Source organism: Clostridium septicum (genome assembly GCF_003606265.1).
GTDB classification, from domain to species: Bacteria; Bacillota; Clostridia; order Clostridiales; family Clostridiaceae; genus Clostridium; species Clostridium septicum.
In genome coordinates this window covers 2,803,058-2,827,105 of sequence record NZ_CP023671.1, presented here as the reverse complement: position 1 = coordinate 2,827,105, position 24,048 = coordinate 2,803,058, and the positions used below count along the sequence as shown (strand labels likewise).

The following is a 24,048-nucleotide window of genomic DNA, read 5'->3' as shown; positions in this document are numbered from 1 at the left end:
TTTTAAGACTACTTCCGCTTATGAATATAAATTCATTTAATTTCTTATATTATAATACTACTTTATTAATATTTTATAAATAGATTTTCCAAAAAAATTTATGTTAATTTTTAGAAAAGGTCTTACTCAGAAACATTAGTTTTTAACTTATTTCTGAGTAAGACCTTTTAATTATTCTCTTCTAGGGCTTTAAGAAATCTTTCTATTTCTTCTTTATTTAAATATACATCTCCAATTAAGCCATGTCGTTTATCTAAAGTTTTATTTGTATGAAAATCTGAGCCTGCAGTATAAAACATGTCCCTATCTTCTGCTATCTTTTTAAAATACTCCGTTTCTTCTGGTTTATTTTTAAAATAAATTGCTTCTATACCATTAAAGTCTAAATTGATAATTTCACGGAACATAACAGGTTTTATCTTTACAGGATGAGCTAATACAATTGTAGCTCCAAAAAATCTTAAGAAATCTACTCCAGTTCTTACATCTATCCTATTTTTCTCATCATCTTTAGAAACTAAAATTTTTCCCTTCATTAATTTTTGTAATGCCTGTGTATTATGTGATTTAATATACTTTAATCCCTTTTGAAAATTTTTATTTTTATATTTATCATCTAAGAAATATCCTAAAACATGAATCTTTCTGCCTTTATATCTTGTTGATAATTCTAATCCTGGAATAATTTTAACTCCTAAAGCAGTTCCTATTTTTTTAGCTTCTGCAATACCTGCTGTAGTGTTATGATCAGTTATTGAAATTATATCTAATCCTTGTTTTTTAGCCATCTTTACAATTTCAGTAGGAGTATGATCTCCATCTGATTTAGTTGTGTGTAAATGAAAGTCCCCTTTTGTATACATTTATAACCTCAAATATTATTCGTTCATATTATAATATGTAATAAATATAATTCAGCAACTATTTTTTCACTATACTTTAGAATTCATTTTTGCATAATAATATTCTTTTATATTATTATTTATAGCAGATATAGTTGCTTCCACCCTATCTGAACACTTTAATTTTGTAATAATATTTCTCTTTAAATGTTTATTATTTGTCAAAATTTATTAAAACTAGATAGTATTATCTATTAAATCTATTTTTGCTTTTGTCTCTTCATCCATAGGAACTCCATTATACCAATTTTCATTTTCTTTTATTTCACTGTTATTAAAGTATTTTGCTTTGAATATAAACTCTGGTCTATATTCAAAATGTAATATATCAAAATGCTCCCATTTTCCGCCCCAAACAAATCCATTATTCTCAAAAGCATTAACTAACTCAACTGGATATGATGCTATTCGTTTTGAACCTTCCTCTTCTTTAACCCATTTCCAATAGTCACTATTATTTCTATTTAAATCTATTGCTATTCCATAAGCATGAGCACTAAGTCTACCTGTTCCTCTTACTACTCTATAATTAAAAGTTCCATTTATAGGTGCAATGCATCCTCCAATTTTAGGATTAGATTTTGCTGCCTCACTAGCTTCTTTTAATGCTTTTTTTAGGCTTTCAGCCGCTTCATTTTTCTTATTAAAAGGATAAGTTCCATAAGCTGTTGAAACTTGCTCTAAATTTTTAGTAATATTACTTTCAGTATTACCATAAACTTCATTTAATAATTCATATACTCTTGCTCTTCCTGGATCTCTATTTCCCTTTTGTACCTTATCAATACTTTCTAAAGAATATTTAACTTCTAACATATCCTGCAAATCTGGATTTATTAATTTTTCTTCATTAGTTTTTGATTTTTTATCATCATACACTATTTTTTTACCACTATTCATTACCAAATAAATTAATCCATTACTATCCTTTTCTACAGTCTTAACTTCATCTTGATAAGCTAACATTAATACTAAAATATCTCTCTTTGCATTAATATTATATAGTTCATCCTCTGTGATAGTTTCTGCAAATGTAACTATGTTTTTCATACTTATTAACAAACAAATACATATAATAATTAATATCTTTGTAAATCTTCTCATTTAATCACCTCTTAAAAGTACTTCACTTTTAGGTTTACCAAGGATAAAAATTATATGTATGCTCTAATTACAAATAAAAATATAAAACTATTTTAATAAATGCATATATTCTTCTGCTTCATTCCATGGAACTATAAAACCCTCACCTTTTGAACAAAATATTGAACTTGAAGAATAATTAATATCTGCATTTTTATCATATGATATTTTATTAATCACCTCATTTTCATTATGACATATATCATATCCATCAAATACAAAGCTAATTTTCCCCTTTCCTTTAGTTAAAGCTATAAATTCTTTACTATAATCCATAAATGTGGACACAGGTCCTCTTCCTACTATATTTATCTTTTCACATTTATTTTCTTTTATCTCAAAAACTCCATTTAATTTCTGTATATCAGATAATACTCTTCCCATGTAATCAACTTCCATATTTATATTAAAGCTATAATAAGGTTCTAATAATATATTTTTTGCTTTTTCTAATCCTTGTCTTAATGCTCTAAATGTAGCCTCTCTAAAATCTCCTCCACTTGTGTGCTTATCATGAGCTTTTCCTGTTAATAAAGTAATTTCTAAATCTGTTATAGGTGAGCCTATTAATATACCATTGTGATCTTTCTCATAGATGTGGGTTTTCACTAAATTTTGTTGACCTACTGTTAAATTATCAGTATGACATTTATTTTTAAATATTATCCCACTATTCCTCTTTCCCTCTTCTATTTTTAAATGTACTTCTGCATAATGCTTTAATGGTTCAAAATGTCCATAGCCTATAGTTTCACCTTCTATAGTTTCCTTATATAATATTTCACAAGGACCAAATGAAATATCTACTTTAAATCTTTCTTTAACTAACTCCTTTAATATTTCTAACTGTATAACTCCCATAATATTAATTTGAAGTTCTTTAAGTACTTCGTCCCAAACTACATTTAATGCTGGATCTTCCGCTTCTAAAATCTTAAATATCTTTAATATATCCTTAGGATTTAAATCTTTACTATATATTACTTTAGATTTTAATGTTGGAACCATATTATACATGCTAGTTTCTTTAAATTCTCCAACTCCATCACCTGAAATAGCCTCTGTAAGTCCTACAACTGCAAATATATCTCCAGCTGATATCTTATCAACATTTTTATATTTATTTCCATTATATATTCGTATTTGATTAATTTTATCTAATTTCCTATTTTCAGCTTTTCCATATTCTATTTCTTCTTTTATTTTTAAACTTCCAGATAAAGCTTTTATGTAAGTTAATTTAGTTCCATCATTATCATGTTTTATTTTATAAACCTTTCCTGAAAATTTTTCATCTTCATTATAATTAGTATAAGTTAATAAATCTAAATTATTAATAAATTCTTCTATACCAACATCTTGAAGAGCTGATCCTAAAAATACAGGGTATGCTTTATTTTCTTTAATTATTTTTTTGAAGCAATTAATTAAATCCTCTTCTTTATAATTTCCTTCTAAATATTTTTCTAATAATTCATCATCCTTTTCAACAATAAAATCAATAAAAGTTTCATCCATTAAATTCTCTTTTAGATAATTTTTTATAATGCAAATATCCTTAGTAAATTTATCTTTTATTTCTTCTATTACCTCATTTAAATTTACACCTACTCTATCCATCTTGTTTATAAAAATAAATGTTGGTATTTTATGCTTTTTTAATAAGCTCCATACTGTTTCACTATGACCTTGTATTCCATCAACAGCACTTAATATTAAAATGGCATAATCCATTATTTGAATCCCACGCTCCATTTCAGATGAAAAATCAGCATGTCCTGGTGTGTCAATAAGATAATATTTTGAGTTATTGTACTGAAATATTCCTTGATCTGAAAAAACAGTTATCCCTCTTTCCCTTTCTATGTTATGACTGTCTAAAAATGAATTTTTATGATCTACTCTTCCTCTACTTCTTATACTTTTTGTATGATATAGTATCTGTTCAGCAAGAGTTGTTTTTCCTGCATCTACATGAGCTAATATTCCTATAGTTTTTCTCATTTGTCTTTACCTCTACATAATATTTATATAATTTATTATATAAAAAAAAGATATACAATAGATAGTCATATTAAACTATTTATTCTATATCCTTTATTTTAAATATATTATTTTATTATTTCTTTTTCCCTAACTAACATAATAGCATCCCTATTTAATATTATTAATAAAACTATTATGCATAAAATTAACATAATTAAATCTGTAATTGGTTGTGCATAAATAAAACCTGTAAAACCACCTACTAAATTTAAAATCAATATTAACGGAATATATAATATACCTTGTCTAGATATTGATAATATAAGAGCTGGTAATGCTTTTCCCATTGATTGAACACTTGTTGTACTTACCATTTGTGCTCCTACAAATGGTAAAGAAAGTATAAGTGCTCTTAAAATTATAGTTCCATACTTAACAACTTCTCCATCATTTATAAATATATTTATTAAATTATTTGCAAATACTCCAAATATAATAGCTAATACAACACCTATTGTTGAAGTTATTATTATTCCCTTTTTTATTACTTCTTTGACTCTTTCAACATTTTTAGCTCCATAATTATATCCTACTAATGGTTGACATCCTGAAGAAAATCCCATAAATATAAATGTTCCTATAGTCATTATTTTACTTGCAACTCCCATTCCTGCAACTACAACAGCTCCATAATATACTGCTATATTATTAGATACCGTTATAGCAACACTCATAAGCATTTGATTTAATGATGCTGGTAAGCCAATTTTTAATATTTCTCCTATAATTTTTTTATCAAATGAAAATAATTTGAAATTTATTTTAGTTACTGTTTTATTAGATAAAAATACATAGGCATAATATGCAAATCCTAAAAAATTACCTACTATAGTTGCTAAAGCTGCACCTGTTATTTGCATATTAAATGTAAATATAAATATTGGATCTAAAACTATATTAGCTACTGTTCCAATTAAAAGCCCCATCATAGATTGCATTGCTCCACCTTCTGCTCTAAGAAGTTGTCCTAATGCAAAATTACCCATTATAAAAACTCCACCTATTAACATTATTGCAACATATCTATATGTATAAATAAATGTTTCATTGCTAGAACCTAATACTATAACTATACTTTTTATAAATATTAATCCTAAAATTGTTATTATTAATCCTAAGCCTAAACATAAAACTAATGCTATAGTTGCTGTTTTATCTGCTTCACCTTTTTCATTTTTTCCAAGAGCTCTTGAAATATATGAAGATGCTCCAATTCCCATAACCCCTGCTAAAGCCATGAAAACTATAAATATAGGAAAAGAAATATTAGCTGCTGCTAATTGATTAGTATCATTTAACCTACCAATAAAATATGTATCAACTAAATTGTATAAGACTTGAACCATCATACCCATAACCATTGGTATTGACATTTTGAATATAGCTTTAGATACTTTTTCATTAGCTAGTGTATTTAATCTTTTTTCATTCATCTTTTTTCTCCTTATCATATCCTGCTTTTCTTCTAGCAAACTCTGCTATCTTACTTATAGAATCTATAAGTATTTGACCTTCATCTTCTCCATACTGATAAATTACTTTTTTAAGTTCCTTATACATTTCCTCTTCAACTGCTATAGCTATATCTTCACCTTTCTTAGTTAAGCTTAATGATATTTTTCTTCTATCATTATCACTTCTTTCCCTAGTTATATATCCAAGACTCATAAGAGTATCAACAACACCTGTAAAAGAACCTTTTTCTAATCCTACACAATTGCATATCATACTCATAGTATTTCTAGGGTGTTTATATATCATAACAATTACCCTTTCTTGTGTTTTATTTAAAGGTAAATTTAAACCACTTGTATCACAATCTTTAAGAATCTTTCTCATCCAATGATATACCATTCCTATATCATTTAATATTTTTGTTTCTTTCATAACACACCTCTGAATTAGTTAGAAATATAATAGTTAGTTTTCTAACTATTTATTATGTATTTAATATAATACTTTATTTCTTTAAAGTCAATACTATTTAATAATAATTATCTTTAAGAAAGATAGAATTTAAAAGTTCTACTGGCTTCATTATTTTATTTAGCCACCATCATGATAAGTTGATACATATATAAAACCTATTCTTGTTGTTTATATCCTAACATTTTATTACCTGTTTCTCTATCTATCAATGAAGTAGTAAAAGTATAAAAACCTATTGAATTTGAATAAAAATTTTTGTTTCGGTTATATTTATATACATAGAATCTTATTTTAAAATAAAAAGGAAGTTTAGACTTTCATGTCTAAACCTCCTTTTATTTCAAATTTCACTCTATAGTTCCCATTTAATTATATCTATTACACCTAATCCTTGTGGTGAAAAAATCATTACATTTTCTCCATTTAATTTAAACAAATCAGGACATCCCCACATATATCCAAATTTCCTATCTTTAGCAACAATTTCTTTATATAGCTTCCAATTATATAAATTATCTGACCTATATATAAGTAACGCACTTTTATCGTCTTTTGTCCTTGCTCCAAGAACTATAAAATAACCCCATAAGTAAGCCCGCTGCAACAGTAGCTGGTATAATTAGAACAAATATACAGAACCAATCTTAAACGCGTTGCACAATAAGAAGTACTAACTATATTTTTAGAAGTATCTATTTAGTGGCATACACTTTAAAGTTATATTCTATTTATCCACTTTTCACATTCAGCCTTTATGTCATTTGAGGCTAATATTGCTGAAACAACTGCATATCCTTCTATTTTACACTCTTTAATATCTTGAATATTATTTAGATTTAAGCCACCAATTGCAACTATTGGTATCTTAACTTTGCTTTTAATTTCTTTTAAAGTATCTATTGAAACATGTTTAGCATCTAATTTTGTATTAGTTCCAAACATAGCTCCTACACCTAAATAATCAGCTCCATGTTCCTTAGCCTTTTTAGCCTCTTCTAAAGTCCTTGCAGATACCCCTAATATTTTATTATCTCCTATTAATTTTCTAACTTCACTAGCTGGTATATCACTTTGTCCTACATGAACCCCATCTGCATCACATAATAATGCTATATCAACTCTATCATTTATTATAAATTTTACATTATAATTTCTAGTTAACTCTCTAAGTTTAATAGCTTTTTCTAAAAATTCCTTTCCTGAACAGTCCTTTTCTCTTAATTGAAGCATTGTTACTCCGCCCTTTAAAGCATCTTCTATAGATTTGTAAAAATCTCTACCTTCTAAAATGTCACCATCTGTAACTAAATATAATTTTAAACTTTCCATTATATACCCTTCCTAACATTAACACTAATTATTATAAGCCATATCCCAAAATTTCATTTCATATATAGTAGATTTTGTGAATATTTCTAATAACTTTTTCTTTTCATCCTCACTTGTTACATCTTTACATATTTCATTTATATAATCTATCCATTCTTTAGTAAAATCTTGGAATTCCTTTGAATTATATAGATCTATCCAAGGTTTATAGAAATTACCTTCTAAAGTATCCTTATATGTTTCTTTCATACATTTTCCTATATATTGATAACTCCAAGTACAAGGCATAATAGCCATAGCAATTTCTTTTAAATTTCCTGTTAGTGCAATACCTTTCATATAACTTGTATAACTTTCATTTGCTAATTTAACATCACATTTTTCTGTATCTTCTGGAGACATTCCAAAGCCTTTTAAATATTTTATATGAACAGCAGTTTCATCCTCCATAGTTCCCTTTATTGAATTATAATAAAATTTCATTTCTCCCATAGTTGTTGCTTTAATGACACCCATACAAAATATTTTTGAATATTCTTTTAAGTATAAATAGTCTTGAATTAGATAATCTCTAAATTTATTTTTATCCAATGTCCCTTCTCCCATTTCCTTAACAAATGGCTTTTGTAAAATTTCATCCCAAAGTTTCTTATTTTCTTTAAATAAATAATCTGTAAAGCTCATTTTATTTTACCCTCCCATATTTACTTAACTTTTCTTCATTCATTTCATAAACCTTATTCATTAATTCAGTTTTAAAGCTTCCTATAGGAATATTATTTTTATCAGCTAGTTCTCCACTTAATGCCATAGTAAGTACTCCCATAGCTGTAGCATCTAACTTATTATCTGATGCTCCTAAAAAACTCCCTATTAAGCTAGCCGTCATACATCCTGTTCCTGTAACAAATTTAAGTTTAGCCGTTCCATTTTCTATTTTTACTACTCTTTCTCCATCAGATATAAAGTCAACTTTTCCTGTAGCAACTACAACACATTCAAGCTTCTTAGCTACTTTTTTAATAAATTCTGTTATATCTTCACCATCATCAAAGGAATCAACACCTTTTCCTCTAACGTCGAATCCTCCTATATATTTAATCTCTGAAACATTTCCTTTTATAACATCAAATTTTATTTCGTTTAATAATCTATTTGTAAATTCCGTTCTTGTCTTTGTTGCAAAAACTCCTACAGGATCTAATACAACTGGCTTATTAAATTTATTTGCAGCCTTAGCAGCTTGTACAAACAAATCTAATCTATTTGAATTCATAGTTCCTATATTTATAACAATAGAACTTGCTATACTAACAATTTCCTCTACTTCTTCATAGGAATAACTCATTAATGGGCTTGCTCCAACTGCTAATGTTATATTAGCACAGTCATTTATAGTTACTTCATTTGTATAATGTAAAACTAATGGATTTATTTCTTTAACCTTATTTATTAATTCATACATTCTAAATATCCCCCTTTTTTAATGTTATTATTTATATTGAAACTTATAAAAATGATTTACAGGTCCAACTCCATTACCTATATCAAAACTATATCTTATAGCTTCTGTTATATATAGTTTACTTAATTCAACAGCTTTTTCTATACTATATCCTAAAGCTAAATATGACGTTATAGCTGATGATAATGTACAACCTGTTCCATGAGTATTTTTTCTATTTAGCCTTTCTTTCTTATAAATTTCAAAAGTATTTTCTCCTATAAGTACATCTACAGCATCACCATCTAAGTGACCACCTTTCATAAGTACATACTTTGATCCAATCTCTAGAATCTTTTTACCTGCTTCTTTCATATCTTCCAAATTATTTATTTTTACTCCTGATATCTCTTCTGCCTCCATTATATTTGGAGTTAACACATAAGCCATTGGTAAAAGATATTCTATTAAATTTTTCTTGGCTTCTGGTTTTAATAATGAATATCCACTTTTTGATATCATAACTGGATCTACTACTAAATATTTAGGATTATATTTTTTTAACATTTCCACTATCCCAAGTATTATTTCAGGACTTGATACCATCCCTATTTTTACCGCCTTTGGTTCTATATCTTCAAATACTACTTCTATTTGTTTTTTTATTATTTCATTGCTTAAATCTTCTACTAAAAATACTCCTTGAGTGTTTTGAGCTGTTATTGCCGTTATTACACTCATTCCATAAGTACCTATAGCACTAAATGTTTTTAAATCAGCTTGTACCCCCGCTCCTCCTGATGAGTCTGATCCTGCTATTGTTAAGGTTGAAATTCTATAATCTCTCATTTTGTTTTCTCCTTCTTTACTAATTAAAAGCATATAATTAATATTTTTCTATTAATTACATACTAGAAATTATCTATTTGTTTAAATAAAAACAGCTATATTCCTATCTGGAATATAGCTGTATAGTTCAGTTTATAAATATTGTACTAATTATTTTTTAATATTTAATAGCTTTCCTACGCTGGTATTATCCAGATCAGGTATAAGGGTTAATAGTTATAAACTATCTCTCAGCCATTAGGCACCCCTAGCAGTTATTCTATTTTATACCTTTATTATATTACTATAAATTACCTTGTCAACATTATTCTAAATTTTAAAATCTAAATAAACTAACTAATACACCTTTATTATTTTCTGTATAAGCATATTTAGTGTTAAAATCACTCTTAAGTTATCCATAATTTGAATATTGATATAAATTTATAAATAATAAAAAAGTAGACTTACTTTTTAGTAAATCTACTTTTCATTAAGTTAAATACTCTTTATGATGCTTCTGAATTTTCAAATTGGCTATTATAAAGAGTTGCATAGAATCCATTTGCTTTTAGCAATTCTTCATGAGTTCCTTGTTCTATAATATCTCCATCTTTCATTACTAAAATTAAATCTGCTTCTCTAATAGTTGATAATCTATGTGCTATTATAAAACTTGTTCTACCTTCCATAAGGTTTTCCATTGCTTTTTGAATTAAAACTTCAGTACGAGTATCTACTGAACTTGTTGCTTCATCAAGAATCAATATTTTTGGATCTGATAAAATAGCACGAGCTATTGTTAATAACTGCTTTTGACCTTGTGATACATTATTAGCTTCTTCATTTAATTCCATATTATATCCATCTGGAAGTGTTTTTACAAAATGATCAACATGAGCTGCTTTAGCTGCTTTAATAACTTCTTCATCTGTTGAACCTAGTTTTCCATATCTTATATTTTCCATAATTGAGCCATTAAATAACCAAGTATCTTGAAGAACCATACCAAATAGGTTTCTTAAATCATCTCTATTAAAATCCTTTATATTATGACCATCTATAAGAATTTCTCCACTATTTACATCATAAAAACGCATTAGTAGTTTTACAATCGTAGTTTTTCCTGCTCCTGTAGGACCTACTATTGCAACCTTTTGTCCTGGCTTTATTTTAGCATTAAAATTATTTATTATTGTCTTTTCTGGATTATATCCAAAACTAACATTTTCAAATGTAACTTGACCGTTAATATTTTCGATATTAACTGGATTTTCTGCAAACTGATCTTCTTCTTCTTCTTCTAAAAATTCAAATACTCTTTCAGCTGCAGCTGCTGTTGATTGTAATAAATTAGCTACTTGAGCAGTTTGAGCAATTGGTTGTGTAAAACTTCTTACATATTGAATAAATGAAAGAATATCTCCAACTCCTATTGTTTTCTTAATAGCAAGCCATCCACCAAGAATAGATACCATTACATAACCTAGATTTCCTATAAAAGTCATTACAGGCATCATCATTCCTGATAAAAATTGTGACTTCCATGCTGAATTATATAAAGTACTATTTAATCTATCAAACTCTTCTATAGCATCTTCTTCACCATTAAATGCTTTTACTATATTGTGACCACCATATACTTCTTCAACTTGACCATTTACATGACCTAAATACTCTTGTTGTGATTTAAAATACTTTTGTGATTTTTTTACTACTATTGATATAAATATCATGGATATAGGCAATATTAATAGTGCTGCAATTGTCATTATCCAACTAATAGAAAACATCATTATAAGTATCCCAATTAAAGTGGTAATTGATGTAATAACTTGAGTCATACTTTGGTTTAAGTTTTGACTTACACTATCTACATCATTTGTAACTCTTGATAATACTTCACCATGTGTTTTAGTATCAAAATATTTAAGAGGCATACGATTAATTTTCTCTGAAATTTCTTTTCTTAAATTATAAGATACTTTTTGAGAAATTCCTGACATTACAAACCCTTGTATAAATGAAAATAAAGCACTTATTAAATATAATACAAGTAAGAATAATAGAACTTTACCTATATAAGTAAAATCTATACCAGCTCCAGAAACTCCTGTAAGCTTTGTCATAAGTCCATCAAAAATCTTATTTGTTGCCTTACCTAAAATCTTAGGACCTATAATAGAAAAAGCTGCACTACCTATTGCAAAAACTACTACTAAAAGCATTGCCCATTTAAAAGGACTTAAATATTTCATAAGGTTTTTCATAGTACCTTTAAAATCCTTAGCTTTTTCGCCACCTCTCATGGCTCCACCCATAGGACCGCCACCAAAGCCTTTTCTCATACTAACTTCTTTTTTACTCATTAGATAGCTCCTCCTTTGAAAGTTGTGATAAAGCTATTTGTTTATATACTTCACAATTATTTAGAAGTTCATCATGTGTTCCAACTCCTACAATCTTACCTTCATCAAGAACTATAATTTTATTTGCATGTAATATTGTACTTATTCTTTGAGCTACTATTAATATAGTACTATCAGATATTTCAGTATTTAAAGCCTTTCTTAATGCTGCATCTGTTTTAAAATCTAAAGCTGAAAAACTATCATCAAAGATAAATACTTCAGGATTTTTAGCTATTGCTCTAGCTATTGAAAGCCTTTGTTTTTGACCTCCTGATACATTTGTACCACCTTGTGATATTTCTGTTTCAAATCCTTCTGGCTTTGCCATTATAAATTCATTTGCTTGAGCTATATTAGTAGCTTTTTTAACAGCCTCTTTACTTATATCTTTTCCACCATATTTTAAGTTACTTTCTATAGTTCCAGAGAATAAAACACCTTTTTGTGGAACATATCCAATCTTTTCTCTTAAATCATGCTGACTTACATTTTTTACATTTACTCCATCTACTAAAATTTCTCCTGATGTTACATCATAAAAACGTGGTATTAAATTAATAAGAGTTGATTTTCCACTTCCTGTACTACCTATAAATGCTGTAGTTTCACCAGGATTTGCAGTAAATGTAATATTACTTAGAACATACTCTTCTGCATTAGGATATTTAAATGAAACATTTTTAAACTCAACTAATCCTTTTTTAGAATTATTAAAGTTTTCAACCGTTTTTGGATCCTCTATTGCAAGGTTTGTTGTTAATACTTCATCTATACGTCCTGCTGAAACTGAAGCACGAGGAAGCATTATAGATACCATTGATATCATTAAAAATGACATTATTATTTGCATTGTGTATTGTATAAATGCCATCATATCTCCAACTTGCATTGCACCTGAATCCACTGCATGTGATCCATTCCAAACAATAAGAACTGTAATACAATTCATTATAAGCATCATCATAGGCATCATTATAGACATTGTACGATTAACAAAAAGGTTTGTTCTTGTTAAGTCTTTATTTGCCTTATCAAATTTCTTTTCTTCATGCTTTTGAGTACTAAAAGCACGAATTACTAGCATACCTGTTAAAGTTTCACGAGTTACAAGATTAACTTTATCTATAAGCTTTTGAACTGCTTTAAATTTAGGTATTGCAACTCCAAATAATACTATTACTAAACTTAATATTGAAACTACCGCAACTGCTATTATCCATGCCATAGATGTATCTGTATTAAGAACCTTTATAATTCCACCTAATCCTAATATTGGCGCATAAAACACTACCCTTAAAAGCATAACCATAAGCATTTGTATTTGTTGAATATCATTTGTACTACGAGTAATAAGTGATGCTGTTGAAAATTTATCTAACTCTGTGTTTGAAAATGATACAACCTTTCTAAATACCTTTCCTCTAAGGTCTCTACCAAGTTTTGCAGCAACTCTTGCACCTAAATATCCTACCGTTACTGTAGCTGCCATACTAACTAAAGCTATAGCAACCATTATTCCCCCAGAATAAAGTATATAATTGCTTTGAATTCTGTCTGTGTTTATTCCTATAGCATTATATTCATCTTTTACATATGACACTGCTGACTGAATAGCTATGCTATCTGGAATATCTTTTAACTTTTCATACATATCATTTTTAATAGAATCTAACTGTTCTTTAGGCATTCTTTTAAAAAGTGTTATAATATCCACACCATCCGGAATATTAATGCTTTCACCCATTCCGAACCCCATATCCTTATTATCATCATTGTTTTCTTTTGATTTTTCAATGCCAGATAATATTAAAATAGGCTTACTAACTATTAAATTTAATTCTTCAATCTTCTCCTTGTCCTTTACATCTAGTTTATATAAAGGCTCATTAGAAAGAGCTGGATATTCTTTAACCTCTTTATCATATTCACTTTGTGAAAGAGTATCTTTATCTAGTAACTTATAGCTTTTTTCAACTCTATCTTTATCTTCATTTTTTACAAATAGAAGCAGTTTATCAAACTCACTTTTTCTAATTATATCTGGTGCTGCATTTTTAACTCCACCTTGTTGTATTCCAATATTAACTATATTAGAAGTATAATCTGGAAGAGATAAATCACAAACTGCTTGAATTACTAGTAATCCAACTATAAGTAAAATTGAAACTACTGAATTCTTTAAATATTTAATTAACTTTAACATTAAGTCATCTCCTTTCATACTTAAGTGCTATATTCTATTTTTTGATTTTTTAGGATTTATATACTTTAAATAAATTATATATACTTCCTATTTTATATTAATTATATTTTTATAACTATTATAAGTCAATAACTATTTTCTTGATGAAATCCATTATTTAGTTTATAATAAACTTATAAACAAAAATTTTATACATTTATAAACTTTATAAAAAACCGTTATGAAAAGGAGAATTTAGATGGATACTGTTGACTTAACAAAATTATCTGACGCTTTATTTAAAATGCTATTTCAATTGAACAAAAAAGTATTTAATCAAGATGAAATTATAAAAGGATTTCCCATGCCACCTTCGCATGTAAAGGTTATATTCCATCTTGCTCATACAGGTCCATCATCTGTTTCACAAATAGCCAAAACTCTTTATATATCAAAACCTAATATGACACCTATTATAGATAAATTGATATCTGAAGATTTTGTTACAAGATATGAAGATCCTAATGACAGACGAATTATCAGAGTTGAATTAACTAAGAAAGCAAAAGATTTATTTAAAGCTCAAAAGCAAAAAATTAAAGACATGCTACAAGTAAAAGTTTCTACTCTTCCAGAGGAAGACTTAATTACTCTTGAAAGTTCAGTACAAAATCTTACTAAAATAATTTCTAAATTAGATTAAAAATAGAGAGGAATTAATTCCTCTCTATTTTTATTATATTCCTACTGCTTCTTTTATTGCTAAAACAACTCCATTTTCATCATTACTTTTAGCTTCAAATCTTGCAACTTTTTTTAATTCCTCATGAGCATTTTTCATTGCGTAGCTATGATATGCACTTTTCATCATTTCTAAATCATTTAAATAATCTCCAAATACCATTGTTTCCTCTGGTTTTATATTTAACTTTTCTTGAAGCTTATTTATTGCTACACCCTTATTTACTCCATTAGCTGTTATATCTAACCATATTTCACCTGAAACAGTTACTTGAAGAGTTTCTCTGTATTTATCAAAATACTTATTACTATTAGTTTCAGCTCCAGATAAATCGCATATTGTAACCTTTAATATATCATCATCTACTTTAGTAACATCATCTACAACTTCATATCTTTCATAGTATTTTTTTGTTTCTTTTATAAATCTTTCATCTCTACTTTCAATATAAGCTGAATTTTTACCACATACTATAACATAGCAATTTTCTATTGATCTACCTATTTCAATTAACTCCAAAGCTATATCTTTATCTAATGCATTAACTAAAAGCTCTTCTCCATTAAACATTACAAAGGTTCCATTTTCAGCAATAAAAAGCATATCATCTTTTACTTTATCGAATCTTTTTAAAAGATTATAATACTGTCTTCCACTTGCTGCTGCAAAAATAATATCCTTTTCTCTTAATTTTTTAAAAACATCATAAAATTCTGGATTTATTTCATTATTGCTATTTAATAATGTTCCATCCATATCTGTTGCTATAAGCTTAATCATCTACTATGTCTCCTATTTCTAAATTTACTTTAAAAATACTTATAACTAATAAGTATAATTTTTAACTTTTCATTTGTCCATTTTATAATATAGTCTACTTTTTTTAATAATGCAAACTTTAGAAACCCCTACATAATATTATTTACTTAAATAAACACCTTTATATTTTCTAAATTATATATCCTTCCCCACTTTTAATTTATACTTATAAACGTCAATATCTATCTAAACTAAAGCACCTACTCCAAAAACTTTCTTCCAATTCTCTATAGAACTCTCTACACTTAAATCTGTCATATAATGTTCTAATAATTTATCTTGAACAGTAAATATATCTGTAGCAGTTACTTTATATTCCGTTTCCTTTAACATTTTAATTTCCTTAATTCCTTCTTTTGTAACTGTAACTTTAATATACAAATTTCCTCCAACATAATTTTTTAAATAATCCGAATCACCTAACATTTCTTTAGCCTTTCTTGATAAAACTTGTACACGTAACATACTATCATCCCCAATGATTTCTCTTATTTCTTTTAGTAAATCTAATGAGATATTTATCTATGTTTGCAGAAGAAAGATTAGAAGAGATTCTAAAATTAATTAATAAAGAAGGAAGAATTTTTGTAAAAGATCTTAGCCAAAAATTTAATGTATCAGAGGGAATGATTCGAAAAGATCTTCAAAAGTTATAAAAAGAAGGGCTAATAAAAAGAACCTATGGAGGTTCTATATCAAATAACAATATTAAAATAAATTCTAATATAAATAACAGAATGAGAGCAAATACTGAAGCTAAACAGAATATAGCTAAAAAAGCTCTTTTGATATAATATAAGGAAATGATACTATCTTTTTAGACATATCTAGTATAAATTTTAACTTAGCTGTACTAATAGCTAATAGTAATAAAAAATTAACTTTAATAGCTAATATGGTATCCATCCCCCCTTTATTCAACTCAAACTCTACTTGTAATTTAATTCTAATTGGTGGTGTTTATAATAAAGAACTTGGAGGAACTACAGGATCTGAAGCAATAAATACATTAAAAAAATACAGATTTAATAAAGTCTTTATAGGTAGCTGCGGAATAAATTTAAATAATAAAACTATTTGTAATTTTGATTTAGAAGAGGGAAATACTAAAAAAGCAATATTATCGAGACAGTAGATAGTTTTGTGTAAAAACAAAACTATCTACTGTTTTTTTTGTATTAACAGTTGGAAGTTTTGGAATAATATACTATATAAATTAGGAGGAATTATTATGACAAGAAAAATTGATACCAACTTTGATTACAACGAGGAAATTAAAAGATGTAAAACAATCGATGATGTGATGGGTAAAAACGGATTAATACAAAGATTAGTTAAAGATGTTCTTGAAAATATATTAGAAGGTGAAATGGAAGAACATCTAGGAAGAAATAAATATGAACGTGTAGAAGCAGTTGATCAAACTAAGAAGAACTACAGGAATGGTTATAGTCGCAAAAATTTAAGAAGTTCCTTCGGTGACGTCGACCTAGACGTACCCCGTGATAGAAATGCTGAATTTGAGCCACAAATTATAAAAAAATATGAAACTGTGTGTACTGAGTTATATAAAAAGATTATATCTTTATATGCTAAAGGTATGTCAACATCTGATATTCAGGCTGAAATTGAAGACTTATATGGAATAACTATATCACCATCGATGGTATCTAAAATAACTGATAAAGTGCTTGCTAGCGCCGCCGAATGGCAAAATAGAGCATTAGATAAAATATATCCAATAGTTTATTTAGATGCTATGTACTTTAAAGTTAGAAGTAATGGAAAGATAGTTAACAAGGCTGTCTATATATGCTTAGGATACACTATGGAAGGATATAAAGATATTTTAGGTATATGGGTTGATGAAGCTGAAGGTGCTAAATTCTGGTTAGGAATTTGCAATGATTTAAAAAATAGAGGTGTAAAAGAAATTTTAATTGCTTGTATGGATGGATTAAAAGGGCTTCCACAAGCTATAAAAACAGTATTTCCATCAGTAAATATTCAAACATGTATTGTTCATCAAATAAGAAATTCAATAAAATACATAGCTTCAAAAGATAAAAAAGCATTTATGAAAGATTTGAAGGAGGTTTATAAGGCTACAACAGAGGAACTTGCGTTAGCACAGCTAGATAATTTAAAGGAGAGATGGGGAGATAAATATGGAATAGTAATAGATTCCTGGTATAATAATTGGAGTAACCTTTCAACATTTTTCGACTTCTCTCCAACTATAAGAAAGATGATTTATACTACAAATATCTTAGAAGGTTTTAATCGTCAAATACGTAAATTCACTAAAGTTAGAGTCATATTCCCAACTGATGAATCTTTAAATAAGTGTGTTTACTTAGCAACGATGGAGATACTAGAAAAATGGACTCAGCCTATACATAATTGGGGTGCTACGTTAGCAGAGCTATCAATAATATTTGAAGATCAATTAAAAGATGAATTAGCTTAAAAGCTTGTACTTTTTATAAATTATATGCATACTATTAGATTTTTTTGAAATACTAAAAAAGGTAATAAGAAACATTATTAGTATTTCTTAAATATAAAAAAATATTACTGGAAATGAAAATTTCCAGTAATATTAAAATAATAAAAATGATAATTACACAGAATTATCTATTCTCTCATATTATCATCTAGTATGAATTCATATTTGCTTATAGAAAATGAAAAATTCTATTACGATGGAGTTTATTAATTTGCTACTCTTGATGATATTAATTCAATTATTACCAAAAAAACTCCTAGTGATAATATACTTGAATTATTATCAAAACATAATATATTAATTTTCTAGTAAAATATAAAAAGTGAAGCTTTATTGATAAAATCATAAAACTTCACTTTTTATAATATAACTATTCTACTGATGTATTAATATTCGTATAACTATCTATTTTTTTAGGATTTTTCTTTATTATAAATCTTAATGGTAATATTACGCCTAATAAACCTAAAATAAATAATATTATAACCAAAGGCATTGTAATGTCAACTCCAGTTAAAAACATAGGCATAACTGTAGCTGCTGTATTATTAACTATATGAATCATAATTGCAGGAAGTAATGAATTAGTCCTATATGTTACATATCCTAATACTAAGGCTAAAGGAATTGTGTACATTCCTTGTATTAAATTCCCATGAAAAATTCCAAATAGTATAGCTTGTATTATTATTGTAGATACTATACTCATATTTTTCTTTAATGCTCTATATATAACACCTCTAAATATAAATTCTTCTGCAATTGGTGCTATAATTCCAACAACTAATATTGCTACAAAAATATTACCGCTTCCAACTCCTGACAACATTTGGTCCATAACATTAAACGCTTCTTTAAATTGATCTAAAGTTTGTAAAAATCCAACCCATGATGAATTAAATATCCATGCAAAAAAACCTAATATGATAGCTCCTATGATATTACAACTTTTGGTTTTCTTTAATAATATCTCTTCTTTTAAATTTAATTTTCTACATTTGAAAATTATCCATAACGTAAGCATAGTTACAATTGATGATGCCATTAAAATATAATTCATAAATGGTGCAATTAAATTTGTAATATTATCTGGACTAAAATTATTTATTGGTGCACTACTAAGAACTATTGGAATTATAATAATAATAGATACAATACCTTGTAATAATGCACATAAAAACGAATACCCAACTGCTGCAAAAAAACTCTTTACTCTCCCCTTCATAGTTTCCTCCCTAAATTTAGTATATATTTAATTTATTAATATAATTTTATATGGCTAAAATAGTATTCGTCAATTTATTAACTTACTGTATATCTTTAACACTTTGTTAATACTTATACTTTCCTTCATTTTCCTTTTAATTTCTATGCTTAATAAAAAAGAGCAGAATACAAATTATCTGCTCTTTTTATATTATACAAATGGATTGTAAAATCTATTTCCATTATTTACAGTAATCATTAATGATACTATAAATAAGACTATTACCATTATTATTGCCATATAATCATTTTTATTAAATCTATTTGCATTATACCATGTACGGCTTTTTTTATTTCCAAAGCCTCTAAGTTCCATTGCTGAAGTTATCTTTTCTATTCTATCTAAACTAGAAAATATTAATGGCATAAGTATTGCAGCTATATTTTTTATTCTTTTTATGAATTTTTCTTTTTTAGACATATCTATTCCTCTAGCTTGTTGAGCAAAAGAGATGTCTTGATAATCTCTTTGTATATCTGGTATATATCTTAATGCAATTGATACTGAATAAGCTATTTTATAACTTATTCCTATTCTATTTAAAGATGAAGCAAATTCACTTGGCTCTGTAGTAGATATAAATAATAACGCCATAGGAATTACTGAAAAATATTTAATAGTTACATTAAGTTGATAAAACAATTGTTCTGTTGTTATATTATATGGTCCAATTAAATGAAGTAGTTTATGCTCTGTTCCATAAATATTAACTCCTTCATAAGGTGAAAATATAAATATTGCTATATTATTTAATATTAAAAAAAACAGTATAAAATAAAATATAAAGGAAACATCTTTAAATTTTATTTTAGATAATTTAAAAACTACTATACTAAATATAAACATTATAAAAAGTATTCTAGTATCATAAGTTAACATTGAAGTTAATGTCCAAAGTATAAAACATATAAGCTTTGTTGCTCCTGTTAAATTATGAATTATAGAATCTTCTTTTATGTATCCTAACATATTTTCATTCATTAACTTCTAACACTCCTATCATAATTAATAAATTTCTTAACAAAGTCTTTTGGATTATTTAATCCTAATTTAACAGCTAATTCATACAATGATGTTTCTTTTAAATTTGCTGCTTTAATTAAAGTCTTATCTGTTAAAATATTTACTGAAGTGTCATCAGCTAATTTACATCCATTCGCTATAACTATTGCTCTATTTGTATATTCAAGCATTAAATGCATATCGTGAGTAATCATTATTATAGTTATACCTCTTTTATTTAACTTTAATAAGAACTCCATTATTTCATTATATCTTTTAAAATCTTGACCTGCCGTTGGTTCATCTAGTATTATAATTTCAGGGTTTAAAACTAATATTGAAGCTATTGTTACTCTCTTCTTTTGTCCATAACTTAAAGCTGATATAGGCCAGTTTCTATATTCATATAATCCACAAATCTTTAATGTTTCAAAGACTCTCTCTTTAATTTCATCTTCTGATACTCCTCTTACTTTTAACCCAAAAGCAACTTCGTCAAATATCATTGTTTTTGAAATCATTTGATTTGGATTTTGCATTACCATTCCTATAACTTCAGCTCTTTCTTTAATAGTATAATTTTTTAAACTTTTACCATTAAATAAAATATCCCCTGAAATTTCTTTATAAAACCCGCATATAAGCTTTGATATAGTTGATTTTCCAGCACCATTTTTCCCTACTATACTAACCATATCACCTTTATTAATTTTAAAACTTATATTATTTAAAGTTTTTAAATTTTTAGAGTATCCAAAGGAAACATTGTTAAATTCTAATATAGTAGATTTCTCTTCCTCTCTTAAAACCTCTTTATTATAGTTGTACCAATTTATTATGTTCTCCCTATAATTATCAAGATTAATTTTATTTATATTTGATGGTTTAATCTCTTTTGTTATATTACATCCTGCATATTTAAGTGCTGTTATGTATAAAGGTTCTCTAATTCCATTATCTTTTAATATGTTTGAAGATAACAATTCATCTGGATTAGTATCTGCTACTATTTGTCCTTCATTCATTACAATAATTCTATCTACGTCTTTATATAAAACATCTTCTAATCTATGCTCTACAATTAAGATAGTCTTATTATTATTTTTTTGTATTTCATCTATAAGCTCTATAGATGCTTTACCTGCTTTAGGATCTAAACTAGCTAATGGCTCATCAAAAAGGAGAATATCTACATTATCTACTATAGCTCCGGCTAAAGTAACACGCTGCTTTTGACCACCTGATAATCTATGTGGTGCTACATTAATATGAGTATTAATATCTACTATTTTTGATATATGTTCTACTATACTTTTCATTTTATCATTTGGAACACAATCATTTTCCAGCTTAAATGCAATATCTTCTCCTACTGTTAACCCAATAAATTGACTATCGGGATCTTGAAGTACAGTTCCCACTACCTTTGAAAGTTCAAATATGCTCATATTTTTCGTTTCTTTACCATGAACTTTTAAACTACCTGAAATTTCAGCATCATAAGAAAATGGTATAAGTCCATTTATACAATGAGCTATAGTACTTTTTCCTGATCCTGATGGTCCTACTATAAGAACCTTTTCACCCTCATATATTGTTAAATTTATATTTTTCAAAGTTTTTTCTTCCTGAACTATATATTGAACAGAGAAATCCTTAAACTCTATAATTGGCTTCTTCATATAGACCCCCTTATTTCAACTTCCTAAATTAAAAAACCGGAGAGTTTCTATATCTCCGGTATGTATAATTTTAAGGCTCTCTTTTTAAACTGCCTCTTTTAATTCTTGTTTTTGCATAATTAGATATTAATATACTTCCTAACACTCCAATAGTAATCATATTAGATATTCCTCCAATTAAACCTTGAAGATAAGCTTTATTGGCTGGCTCTGCATATATAATGATATCTAATGTTGGAGCTACAAAAAACCATGCTACTCCATTAGCTATAATTTGAATAATATTAAAAATTATTATTTGCTTTTTATCAAATATACCTTCATTAATTTTAATTTTCCTCCATGACATACCTATAATTAAGCCTACTGCTGATGATGCTAATACCCAGCTTAACCAAGGTGAACCATAAAATACTATGTCTTTTAACGCATGTCCTATGAACCCTATTAACATTCCTGCTAAAGGTCCATATAATAATGCCATTAATGCTAAAAAGGCATATGCAGTTTCTATATTAGTATTTGGTATTCCTGTTGGGATTGAACCAAACCTTCCTAGTATCATAAAAACAGCTGATCCTATTCCTATTGCAACAATTGTTTTAATTGATAATTTCTTATATCTCATTATATATACTCCATAATATATTAGTATAAATTTCAATATATTTTTTAGAATTTATACACATTTTAATATAAAATTATTTTGTCCAATTGTCAATAATAAGGTTTTTCCTATTTCCATTTACAAAAACTTTTAAATCCTCTAGTTCCTGTTCATTTGGATTTCTTTTATTTTTAAACTCAAATGCTTTTTTAACATTTTCAATTGATGTTTCTTCTCCAACTAAATCTCCTATTGAAATTTGATAACTTACAAATTCATTAAAACTATTATTATCATATTTAGGATGATGTGCTGGAATATAATAATTTGATTTTTGATTCTTTAGCTTTTCTAATAATGGATAAAACTTTTCTCTTGAATAACTCCACTCTCCATGATACATATCTAAATATAAAGCATCACCTAAAAATGTTACCTTTTCTTTTGGTATCCAAATTATTGTTGAATCATTAGAATGATCACAAGGTATATGTATAGCTTTTACTATTATTCCTCCTAAATCAATTTCTATTTCTTCATTAAATACTATATCTGCTGAAGGTATCTCTATATTTCTATTACTATTTGGCATTTCAATTTTTATATGTTCTCTACAAAAATCTATTTCTTCACCATTTTTTACTCTTTCATCTATAGCTTCATCAGTCCATTTTAAAGTTTTTAACCATTTTATTTTTTCATTACTTTCTTTTTGAACTATATTAATTGCATTAATTGTTTTTATTCCAAATACATGATCCCAATGCCAATGTGTAAGAACTAAATATTTTATCTTAGGAATATTTAATTTAGATACATACTCTAAAAATTTTTCAGCATGCTCTTTGGAATTTCCACCATCTATAACTAAGCTATAATTATCACCTATAACTAAACCAATTACAGCCCTGTCTCCTTGTTCTACATAATCCATATAATAAACTCTATCGGTAACTTTATTTAACATTTCTTCTCCTTAATTAACTGTTTTTTTGTAGTATAACATATTTTAATTCTATATTTTACTATTAAATATAGATAAAAACCTCATTTTTACCAAGTATATCTTTATTTTTTTACTATAGTAGTTTAAAATTATATTAAATTTGATTATAATTATAAGATATATGTTTGTTTAAATAATAATAAAAATGTTTAATTTAGTTTCTAAAAGATTTAATCAATAAGTATTATATAATTTCTATA

25 protein-coding genes and 1 riboswitch are annotated in these 24,048 nt (G+C 26.8%); of the genes, 4 read left to right on the top strand and 21 right to left on the bottom strand.

What is annotated here, in order from left to right; genetic code table 11:
* Window positions 1–167: 167 nt before the first annotated feature.
* The 13 genes from CP523_RS12940 to CP523_RS12880 all read right to left on the bottom strand — a co-directional run bounded on the left by CP523_RS12940 (window position 168) and on the right by CP523_RS12880 (window position 14,235).
* Entirely contained in the window at window positions 168–863 is a 696-nt protein-coding gene (locus CP523_RS12940) for a PHP domain-containing protein (protein WP_066678225.1), read from the bottom strand.
* Between the two features lie 69 nt (window positions 864–932).
* The gene (locus CP523_RS16525) at window positions 933–1,067 is read right to left on the bottom strand and encodes a hypothetical protein (protein WP_279221606.1); all 135 of its coding nucleotides are present in this window, start codon (window positions 1,065–1,067) and stop codon (window positions 933–935) included.
* A gap of 12 nt (window positions 1,068–1,079) precedes the next feature.
* Complete coding sequence (locus CP523_RS12935; protein ID WP_066678227.1) at window positions 1,080–2,006, bottom strand: M15 family metallopeptidase; 927 nt, start codon at window positions 2,004–2,006, stop codon at window positions 1,080–1,082.
* 87 nt (window positions 2,007–2,093) lie between these two features.
* Window positions 2,094–4,049: a GTP-binding protein gene (locus CP523_RS12930; RefSeq protein WP_066678229.1), complete on the bottom strand. Its 1,956-nt coding sequence runs from the start codon at window positions 4,047–4,049 to the stop codon at window positions 2,094–2,096.
* Window positions 4,050–4,156: 107 nt separating this feature from the next.
* Window positions 4,157–5,524 carry an MATE family efflux transporter gene (locus CP523_RS12925; protein ID WP_066678233.1) on the bottom strand — a complete coding sequence of 456 codons (1,368 nt, stop codon included), beginning with the start codon at window positions 5,522–5,524 and terminating at the stop codon, window positions 4,157–4,159.
* Window positions 5,517–5,978, bottom strand: a complete 462-nt coding sequence (locus CP523_RS12920) for a MarR family winged helix-turn-helix transcriptional regulator (protein WP_066678234.1) — start codon at window positions 5,976–5,978, stop codon at window positions 5,517–5,519. The genes CP523_RS12925 and CP523_RS12920 overlap by 8 nt, the downstream gene beginning before the upstream one ends.
* A 394-nt stretch (window positions 5,979–6,372) precedes the next feature.
* Window positions 6,373–6,624, bottom strand: a complete 252-nt coding sequence (locus CP523_RS12915; RefSeq protein ID WP_162925987.1) for a glycoside hydrolase family 32 protein — start codon at window positions 6,622–6,624, stop codon at window positions 6,373–6,375.
* Between the two features lie 113 nt (window positions 6,625–6,737).
* Window positions 6,738–7,349 (bottom strand): thiamine phosphate synthase, encoded by a 612-nt coding sequence (gene thiE / locus CP523_RS12905; RefSeq protein WP_066678235.1) that lies wholly within the window; start codon window positions 7,347–7,349, stop codon window positions 6,738–6,740.
* Window positions 7,350–7,373: 24 nt separating this feature from the next.
* Window positions 7,374–8,033: a thiaminase II gene (gene tenA, locus CP523_RS12900; RefSeq protein WP_066678236.1), complete on the bottom strand. Its 660-nt coding sequence runs from the start codon at window positions 8,031–8,033 to the stop codon at window positions 7,374–7,376.
* Between the two features lies 1 nt (window position 8,034).
* A complete protein-coding gene (thiM, locus tag CP523_RS12895; protein ID WP_066678238.1) occupies window positions 8,035–8,814 on the bottom strand; it encodes a hydroxyethylthiazole kinase in 780 nt (259 codons plus the stop codon).
* Between the two features lie 27 nt (window positions 8,815–8,841).
* The gene (thiD, locus tag CP523_RS12890) at window positions 8,842–9,642 is read right to left on the bottom strand and encodes a bifunctional hydroxymethylpyrimidine kinase/phosphomethylpyrimidine kinase (RefSeq protein ID WP_066678240.1); all 801 of its coding nucleotides are present in this window, start codon (window positions 9,640–9,642) and stop codon (window positions 8,842–8,844) included.
* Window positions 9,643–9,798: 156 nt separating this feature from the next.
* Window positions 9,799–9,901: riboswitch (TPP riboswitch) on the bottom strand.
* 229 nt (window positions 9,902–10,130) lie between these two features.
* Complete coding sequence (locus tag CP523_RS12885; RefSeq protein ID WP_066678242.1) at window positions 10,131–11,990, bottom strand: ABC transporter ATP-binding protein; 1,860 nt, start codon at window positions 11,988–11,990, stop codon at window positions 10,131–10,133.
* Window positions 11,983–14,235: an ABC transporter ATP-binding protein gene (locus CP523_RS12880; protein WP_066678248.1), complete on the bottom strand. Its 2,253-nt coding sequence runs from the start codon at window positions 14,233–14,235 to the stop codon at window positions 11,983–11,985. The genes CP523_RS12885 and CP523_RS12880 overlap by 8 nt, the downstream gene beginning before the upstream one ends.
* A gap of 238 nt (window positions 14,236–14,473) precedes the next feature.
* Here CP523_RS12880 and CP523_RS12875 point away from each other — a divergent pair, with 238 nt between their 5' ends.
* A complete protein-coding gene (locus CP523_RS12875; protein WP_066678250.1) occupies window positions 14,474–14,917 on the top strand; it encodes a MarR family winged helix-turn-helix transcriptional regulator in 444 nt (147 codons plus the stop codon).
* A 33-nt stretch (window positions 14,918–14,950) separates the two neighbouring features.
* Here CP523_RS12875 and CP523_RS12870 read toward each other — a convergent pair whose 3' ends face one another.
* Complete coding sequence (locus CP523_RS12870; RefSeq protein WP_066678203.1) at window positions 14,951–15,736, bottom strand: HAD family hydrolase; 786 nt, start codon at window positions 15,734–15,736, stop codon at window positions 14,951–14,953.
* Window positions 15,737–15,961: 225 nt separating this feature from the next.
* Complete coding sequence (locus tag CP523_RS12865) at window positions 15,962–16,240, bottom strand: transaldolase family protein (protein WP_066678202.1); 279 nt, start codon at window positions 16,238–16,240, stop codon at window positions 15,962–15,964.
* A 44-nt stretch (window positions 16,241–16,284) separates the two neighbouring features.
* Here CP523_RS12865 and CP523_RS16415 point away from each other — a divergent pair, with 44 nt between their 5' ends.
* Window positions 16,285–16,431: a DeoR family transcriptional regulator gene (locus CP523_RS16415; protein WP_243106750.1), complete on the top strand. Its 147-nt coding sequence runs from the start codon at window positions 16,285–16,287 to the stop codon at window positions 16,429–16,431.
* Window positions 16,432–16,546: 115 nt separating this feature from the next.
* Here CP523_RS16415 and CP523_RS16520 read toward each other — a convergent pair whose 3' ends face one another.
* On the bottom strand, window positions 16,547–16,681 hold the full coding sequence (locus CP523_RS16520) for a hypothetical protein (protein WP_265586012.1): 135 nt from the start codon (window positions 16,679–16,681) through the stop codon (window positions 16,547–16,549).
* Here CP523_RS16520 and CP523_RS16410 point away from each other — a divergent pair.
* Complete coding sequence (locus CP523_RS16410; RefSeq protein WP_227909620.1) at window positions 16,632–16,910, top strand: DeoR/GlpR family DNA-binding transcription regulator; 279 nt, start codon at window positions 16,632–16,634, stop codon at window positions 16,908–16,910. The genes CP523_RS16520 and CP523_RS16410 overlap by 50 nt on opposite strands.
* A gap of 96 nt (window positions 16,911–17,006) precedes the next feature.
* On the top strand, window positions 17,007–18,245 hold the full coding sequence (locus CP523_RS12855) for an IS256 family transposase (protein ID WP_120140925.1): 1,239 nt from the start codon (window positions 17,007–17,009) through the stop codon (window positions 18,243–18,245).
* A 409-nt stretch (window positions 18,246–18,654) separates the two neighbouring features.
* On the opposite strand, the gene CP523_RS12850 is transcribed toward CP523_RS12855, so the two are convergent.
* From CP523_RS12850 to CP523_RS12830, 5 genes are all read right to left on the bottom strand, one after another.
* Window positions 18,655–19,509 carry a CPBP family intramembrane glutamic endopeptidase gene (locus tag CP523_RS12850; protein WP_066678200.1) on the bottom strand — a complete coding sequence of 285 codons (855 nt, stop codon included), beginning with the start codon at window positions 19,507–19,509 and terminating at the stop codon, window positions 18,655–18,657.
* Between the two features lie 192 nt (window positions 19,510–19,701).
* Window positions 19,702–20,532 (bottom strand): energy-coupling factor transporter transmembrane component T family protein, encoded by an 831-nt coding sequence (locus CP523_RS12845; protein WP_066678199.1) that lies wholly within the window; start codon window positions 20,530–20,532, stop codon window positions 19,702–19,704.
* Entirely contained in the window at window positions 20,532–22,235 is a 1,704-nt protein-coding gene (locus CP523_RS12840; protein WP_120140924.1) for an ABC transporter ATP-binding protein, read from the bottom strand. The genes CP523_RS12845 and CP523_RS12840 overlap by 1 nt, the downstream gene beginning before the upstream one ends.
* A gap of 70 nt (window positions 22,236–22,305) precedes the next feature.
* A complete protein-coding gene (locus tag CP523_RS12835) occupies window positions 22,306–22,863 on the bottom strand; it encodes an ECF-type riboflavin transporter substrate-binding protein (RefSeq protein WP_066678195.1) in 558 nt (185 codons plus the stop codon).
* Window positions 22,864–22,936: 73 nt separating this feature from the next.
* Window positions 22,937–23,809: an MBL fold metallo-hydrolase gene (locus tag CP523_RS12830; protein WP_066678193.1), complete on the bottom strand. Its 873-nt coding sequence runs from the start codon at window positions 23,807–23,809 to the stop codon at window positions 22,937–22,939.
* Between the last annotated feature and the right edge of the window lie 239 nt (window positions 23,810–24,048).

Bases quoted from the DNA above. Each gene is read 5' to 3' on its own strand.
- thiD (WP_066678240.1), bottom strand. From the start codon at position 9,642: ATGAGAGATTATAGAATTTCAACCTTAACAATAGCAGGATCAGACTCA.
- CP523_RS12935 (WP_066678227.1), bottom strand. From the start codon at position 2,006: ATGAGAAGATTTACAAAGATATTAATTATTATATGTATTTGTTTGTTA.
- CP523_RS12840 (WP_120140924.1), bottom strand. From the start codon at position 22,235: ATGAAGAAGCCAATTATAGAGTTTAAGGATTTCTCTGTTCAATATATA.
- CP523_RS16520 (WP_265586012.1), bottom strand. From the start codon at position 16,681: ATGGATACCATATTAGCTATTAAAGTTAATTTTTTATTACTATTAGCT.
- CP523_RS12865 (WP_066678202.1), bottom strand. From the start codon at position 16,240: ATGTTACGTGTACAAGTTTTATCAAGAAAGGCTAAAGAAATGTTAGGT.
- CP523_RS12880 (WP_066678248.1), bottom strand. From the start codon at position 14,235: ATGTTAAAGTTAATTAAATATTTAAAGAATTCAGTAGTTTCAATTTTA.
- CP523_RS12835 (WP_066678195.1), bottom strand. From the start codon at position 22,863: ATGAGATATAAGAAATTATCAATTAAAACAATTGTTGCAATAGGAATA.
- CP523_RS12870 (WP_066678203.1), bottom strand. From the start codon at position 15,736: ATGATTAAGCTTATAGCAACAGATATGGATGGAACATTATTAAATAGC.
- thiM (WP_066678238.1), bottom strand. From the start codon at position 8,814: ATGTATGAATTAATAAATAAGGTTAAAGAAATAAATCCATTAGTTTTA.
- CP523_RS12845 (WP_066678199.1), bottom strand. From the start codon at position 20,532: ATGAATGAAAATATGTTAGGATACATAAAAGAAGATTCTATAATTCAT.
- CP523_RS12885 (WP_066678242.1), bottom strand. From the start codon at position 11,990: ATGAGTAAAAAAGAAGTTAGTATGAGAAAAGGCTTTGGTGGCGGTCCT.
- CP523_RS16415 (WP_243106750.1), top strand. From the start codon at position 16,285: ATGAGATATTTATCTATGTTTGCAGAAGAAAGATTAGAAGAGATTCTA.
- tenA (WP_066678236.1), bottom strand. From the start codon at position 8,033: ATGAGCTTTACAGATTATTTATTTAAAGAAAATAAGAAACTTTGGGAT.
- CP523_RS12855 (WP_120140925.1), top strand. From the start codon at position 17,007: ATGACAAGAAAAATTGATACCAACTTTGATTACAACGAGGAAATTAAA.
- CP523_RS12920 (WP_066678234.1), bottom strand. From the start codon at position 5,978: ATGAAAGAAACAAAAATATTAAATGATATAGGAATGGTATATCATTGG.
- CP523_RS12925 (WP_066678233.1), bottom strand. From the start codon at position 5,524: ATGAATGAAAAAAGATTAAATACACTAGCTAATGAAAAAGTATCTAAA.
- CP523_RS12850 (WP_066678200.1), bottom strand. From the start codon at position 19,509: ATGAAGGGGAGAGTAAAGAGTTTTTTTGCAGCAGTTGGGTATTCGTTT.
- CP523_RS12940 (WP_066678225.1), bottom strand. From the start codon at position 863: ATGTATACAAAAGGGGACTTTCATTTACACACAACTAAATCAGATGGA.
- CP523_RS12875 (WP_066678250.1), top strand. From the start codon at position 14,474: ATGGATACTGTTGACTTAACAAAATTATCTGACGCTTTATTTAAAATG.
- thiE (WP_066678235.1), bottom strand. From the start codon at position 7,349: ATGGAAAGTTTAAAATTATATTTAGTTACAGATGGTGACATTTTAGAA.
- CP523_RS12830 (WP_066678193.1), bottom strand. From the start codon at position 23,809: ATGTTAAATAAAGTTACCGATAGAGTTTATTATATGGATTATGTAGAA.
- CP523_RS12930 (WP_066678229.1), bottom strand. From the start codon at position 4,049: ATGAGAAAAACTATAGGAATATTAGCTCATGTAGATGCAGGAAAAACA.